We start from the raw sequence: 1,140 nt of genomic DNA, 5'->3' as shown, positions 1-1,140 counted from the left end.
CTCCACTGTCCAGCGAACGGCACCGATTGCGATCTGAATTTACGGTTACGGAGCGAATTCACGGCGGAACTTTACGAAATCCCGATGCGATTGGGGCACTACCGTCGCGAGATTCTCGATAGCCGCAGCCCGATCGGTGTTCCGGTGAAGGGGGATACGGTGACGGCGCAGATCACGGTCGGTTCTTTTTACACAAAAGGTGTACTGAACGACATTACTGTCGTGTGGTCGGTGAATGGGGAGGAGGTGACCATACCCACATCGGACTCGGGCATAAGCCGGTTTGACTATCAAGTCAACATCTTGGGTGAGCAAACGATCACGGCCACAGTCCACAGCCCGTATGACGCCACGCCAGTAGAAAAGTCTTTTAAAATTAAGGTTTATGAGGACAATCCCTGGAAAGGAGCCACGTTAACCGTTAACGGTAAGGTCGTAGGATGGAACGAACCCATTTTCTTGCCCCGTGGGCAGGCAAGCGATGTAACGGTGGAAGCTCCACCCGAGATCGCAAAGCAATTCAAGCTGGAGTTGGCTGAGGGTGGAGGCTTGAATATTGATGCGTCACCGAAATTTTCAGATTGGGTGCCTGGCGTCGATGGCAAGTTCAACTGGACACTCACGCCGGCGGATGGCGAGAGAGGCCTTGTCACCCTGGTTTTTTTGAGCCTGGAAGTGTTRCTGCCTTGGGAGCATCGATGCTTGGTGATGTCAGACGATCTTTCGGATGAAGTGGATCAGGTACTGGTGGGCGGTGTTCCTTCCCCGGCCGACGGTGCCATGTTTTTCAGGAATGAGCCGCGGACCGTCACCCTGACCTACAAGCCAGACAGCCCCCTGCAAGACTACCCGCTGGCGCTGACAGGCACACCGCTCACTGGCGTGCAACCTGGCAATCTGACGGTAACCTCCTCAGGCAAGAATACCTGGGCAGTCAACTCTCATACCAACAGCGGCACGTTCAAACTGGAGTTGAAAGGTGCGGACATGTCCACTGGCATTACGCTGCCCGTGTGCAAGGTGATATCGCGCAACCTGGCTGATGAGGTGATAGTTAAATTAAACGGCGTTGCGATACCGGCAACCGGGGCAGATTTCATCGGTGGMGGGKAAGCCCAAACACTCACTTTGGATTACAAG

1 pseudogene is annotated in these 1,140 nt (G+C 54.4%); it reads left to right on the top strand.

The annotated features are described in order from the left end of the window. A pseudogene (locus AC1DVH_RS31540) lies at positions 1-1,140 on the top strand (hypothetical protein); the annotation flags it as partial.

It is taken from the genome of Pseudomonas sp. P4_C3 (genome assembly GCF_056402075.1).
The sequence above is the reverse complement of the archived record's forward strand: the minus strand, read 5'-3'. Positions and strand labels throughout refer to the sequence as shown.